The organism is Stenotrophomonas maltophilia group sp. Smal12, assembly GCF_037079935.1.
Taxonomy (GTDB): Bacteria; Pseudomonadota; Gammaproteobacteria; order Xanthomonadales; family Xanthomonadaceae; genus Stenotrophomonas; species Stenotrophomonas sepilia.
This window is the reverse complement of sequence record NZ_JBAWUK010000073.1, coordinates 1-4000: the sequence shown is the minus strand read 5'-3', so window position 1 is coordinate 4000 and position 4000 is coordinate 1. Positions and strand designations below refer to the sequence as shown.

The 4000-nt window shown below is 68.6% G+C and carries 2 protein-coding genes; one reads left to right on the top strand and one right to left on the bottom strand.

Going from position 1 to position 4000, the window contains the following annotated elements:
* Window positions 1-242 precede the first annotated feature (242 nt).
* Entirely contained in the window at window positions 243-2336 is a 2094-nt protein-coding gene (locus tag WDC87_RS20515; protein WP_252745267.1) for a TonB-dependent receptor, read from the bottom strand.
* A gap of 171 nt (window positions 2337-2507) precedes the next feature.
* On the opposite strand from WDC87_RS20515, the gene WDC87_RS20510 reads away from it, so the two are divergent.
* Window positions 2508-3710 (top strand): amino acid aminotransferase, encoded by a 1203-nt coding sequence (locus tag WDC87_RS20510; RefSeq protein ID WP_252745266.1) that lies wholly within the window; start codon window positions 2508-2510, stop codon window positions 3708-3710.
* Window positions 3711-4000 lie beyond the last annotated feature (290 nt).

Sequence of the window (4000 nt, the reverse complement as noted above, 5' to 3'; positions counted from 1 at the left end):
GTAATATCGTTGATGTTGCGTTTTGTGTATAGTTGCGGTCCAGGCCACCGTCTGGGGTTTTTTTAACCTCATACGCCGCATTTGTGCGTTTTGGGGCGCCCGGCGCGCCCAAACCCGCTTGCGGCGGGGCGCGGCGGGAGCCCGCCCAGCGCCCGGTTTTGGGGGTTGGGGCCGCCGGCGGCCGGCAACCGGCCGGGGGCGGGCCCCGCCGCCCCCCCCCCCCGCGCCCCCCACTACCCCTTTCAGCGCCACGACCATTGCAGGCCGACGTTGGCTCGCCGTCCCGGTCCCGGTTCGTAGAAGCGCCCGTTGCCGTCGTTGACGATCACCGAGCCGATGTAGGCCTGGTCCAGCACGTTCTCCAGCCGGGCGAAGGCGCGCAGCTCGCCACCTGGCAGTGTCCAGAAACGACCGGCCTCCAGGTTCAGCAACGCGTAGCCCGGCGCCCGCTCCGTGGCCACGTCGTTGACCAGGGTATCGGTGCTGGCGGCGGCCTCCAGCGCCCACTGCCAGTCGGCCGGGGTCCACTGCAGCCGGGCAAACGCCTGCTGGCGCGGTACCCCGGGCAGGCGGCTGCCGGCGGAAACCCAGGTGTTCGAGGTCAGGTACGGCGCACGCACCTGCGCCTGCAGCCAGGTCCAGGCCACCTGCAGTTCCAACTGCTCTGCCAACGGCTGCCGGTAGCGCAGTTCCACGCCCTGGCGGCGGGTGCGGCCGATGTTGCGATAGGTGCTGCGTCCGCCGATGTTGCTGGCAACTGCCAACTCATCGTCGGTATCTGCGCGGAACAGGCTGATATCGAGCTGGGTTCCGTCCTGTGCATGCCATTTGCTGCCCACCTCCAGGCTGCGGCTGCGCGCCGCCGCCAGATCCAGCGCCAGTCCCGCCTGGCCGTCGGCGCGATACCCCAGCTCGTTGAAGGTGGGCGTCTCGAAGCCACGGCCCACCGCCGCGTGCAGTCGCCACTGCGGGCTGGCCTCGAAGCTGATCCCGGCCACCGGCGTGGTGGCCTGGTAGCGGCGGTGGCCGCTGTCGTCCGGGTTGCGGGCGGTGATGTAACGATCGTCGGATTCGAAGCGCACGGCGCTGCGACGCACGCCAGCCAGCAATGACCAGCGTGGACTCCACTGCCACCACGCCTGGGCGAACTGATCGACGTTCTGCACGGTGTCGATCTGGTCTCTGCGCAGCCGCCCACGCACGCCGAGAGCGCTGCCGATGAAGTTCTCGTAGCCGGTGCGATGCTGGCGCTGGCGGTCGGCGCTGAGCCCGGCCACCAGATCCAGCGGTCGGCCGGCGAGGTCGCCGTGCCAGCCCCAGCGCGCGTCCAGCCCGCCATAGCCGCCCTCCAGGTCGATCACCCCGCCGGCATGCAACGGGCTGTTGGTCTGAGCTGCCGGCGGGATCGGCAGGTACTGGCGTACCGCGCGCTGGCCGGCATAGCCCATCAGCTGCCAGCGCTGCGCCCCGGTTTCACGGGTCCAGCGCAGGCCGGCCTGCTGCTGGCGCACCGATTTGCGGGTGTTGTACTGGTGCGCCACGGCGGTGGCCTGGCGCGGATCGGCCGCCACCTGGGTACGGCTCAGGCCCAGCGGGTCCTGCGCATCGGGGGCATCGAAGGCATTGAGCAGCAGCTCCAGCCGCCCCCCGCCGAGATCGCCACCGATACGCGCAGCGAGCGATTCGCGGCGGGCACGGCTGTGGTCGCGCCAGCCCTCAGTGCGGAAGTGATTGGCGGCGATGTTGTAATCCAGAACACGGCCGGCACCCTTCAGTTGCGCGCCGACGCTGAGCGTGTTGTCGGCACCCGCGTTCACGCGCAACCGCCACGGGTCGCCGGCCTGGCCCTGTGCGCTCCAGACCTGCAGCACGCCGCCGGAGGAATTGCCGTACAGCGCCGAGAACGGTCCGCGCAGCACGTCGATCCGTTCGGCACCGAGCAGGCTGGCATGCGACAGCTGGCCCTGTCCGTCGGGCATGGTCGCCGGCACCCCGTCGATCAACACCCGCACCCCACGCACACCGAAGGTCGAGCGCGCACCAAAGCCACGGATCGACAGCTGGGTGTCCTGCGCGAAGTTCTGGCGGTCACGGGCGACCAGGCCCGGGACCCCGGCCAGCGCCTCGGACAGCTGTGCGCCGGCGCCGGGACGCGCGGCGTCGATCCAGACCGTGTCCTGGCTGGCCGGCAGCGCGAACGGGTCGATGCCGGGCACGCGTGCGGCCTGCACCTGCACGCTGGGCAGGGCGGTCGGCGCGGGCCCGGCCACGGCCGCCCAGGGCGACAGCAGCAGGATGGACAACGGCAGGCAATGGCGACGTGCGGCGGGATTCATGATTCAGGTTGATGGATCAGGCGGCAACGCACGCCATGGTACGGGGCCACGCATGACGATGGCGGCGGCCAGCCCCGGCAGGCTTTGTTACGATGGGCTGTTTCCGGCTGCAAGGCCGCAGACCGCGTAGCGCACTTCCTCCCCCTTTCCGTCTACCGAACGAGTACCGCCGTGTCCTTCTTTGCAAACGTGGAACTGGTCCCAGGCGACCCGATCCTGGGCCTGACCGAGGCGTACAACGCCGACAGCCGCCCGACCAAGGTCAACCTGGGTGTGGGCATCTACTACGACGAGAGCGGCCGCATCCCGCTGCTGCGCGCCGTCAAGCAGATCGAGCAGCAGCTTGCCGCTGACGCCAAACCGCGCGGCTACCTGCCGATCGATGGCCTGCCGGCATACACGCAGGCCACGCGAGAGCTGGTGTTCGGCAAGGACTCGCCGCTGCTGGCCGCCGGCTGCGTCACCACCGCACAGACCGTCGGTGGCAGCGGTGCGCTGCGCGTCGGCGCCGACGTGCTGAAGAAGCTGCTGCCGCACGCCACCGTGGCGCTGAGCAACCCGAGCTGGGAGAACCACCGTGCGGTATTCAGCGCGGCCGGTTTCGAGGTGCTGGATTACACCTATTTCGACCCGGCCAGCCATGGCGTCGACTTCAACGGCATGCTGGCCGACCTCGGCAAGCTGGAAGCCGGCACCGTAGTGCTGCTGCACGCCTGCTGCCACAACCCCACCGGTGCCGACCTCACGGTCAGCCAGTGGAAGCAGGTCGCGCAGCTGCTGAAGGACAAGCAGCTGTTCCCCTTCATCGACATGGCCTACCAGGGCTTCGACAAGGGCATCGAGCAGGATGGCGCCGCCGTGCGCATCATCGCCGAAGCCGGCATCGACAGCTTCATCGTCGCCAACTCGTACTCCAAGTCGTTCTCGCTGTATGGCGAGCGCGTGGGTGCGTTGTCGATGGTGGCGCCGACCGCTGCTGACGCCAAGGCCGTGCAGTCGCAGGTCAAGCGCGTGATCCGCACCATCTACTCCAGCCCGTCCACCCACGGTGCTGCGCTGGTGGCCGGCGTGCTGACCAATCCGGAACTGCGCGCGATGTGGGAGCAGGAGCTGACCGAGATGCGCGAGCGCATCCACGCCCTGCGCCAGGGCCTGGTCGAAAAGCTGGCCGCTGCCGGTGCGCCGCAGTTCGGCTTCATCAACGAACAGGCCGGCATGTTCTCCTACTCGGGCCTGAGCCGTGAGCAGGTCGAACGCCTGCGCGACGAGTTCGGCATTTACGCCGTCGGCACCGGCCGCATCTGCGTGGCCGCGCTGAACCAGAACAACCTGGAATACGTCGCCAAGGCCGTGGCCACCGTCGCCAAGGGCTGAAACAAGGCTGCAGTGGTTTGACAACAAAGGCGCCGAAAGGCGCCTTTGTTTTTGCTTCTGCTTTGCCTCTGCCTTTGCCACACCCTCCGCGCTCGCGGCGAACCCTGAAGCGCAGGGCGAGGTACACCGTGGCCAGGACCGTGAGGCGCATGGATGCGCCGACCGAGCCCCCATGGTGAAGTGACCCCCGGGAGTTGGACATCAGATCCAACCCCGAGGGATACATGAACAGATACGACGCGCGTTTCAAACTGCAGGTCGCCAAAGAGGCCTGCAAGACCTCCACATCG

Bases quoted from the DNA above. Each gene is read 5' to 3' on its own strand.
- WDC87_RS20515 (WP_252745267.1), bottom strand. From the start codon at position 2,336: ATGAATCCCGCCGCACGTCGCCATTGCCTGCCGTTGTCCATCCTGCTG.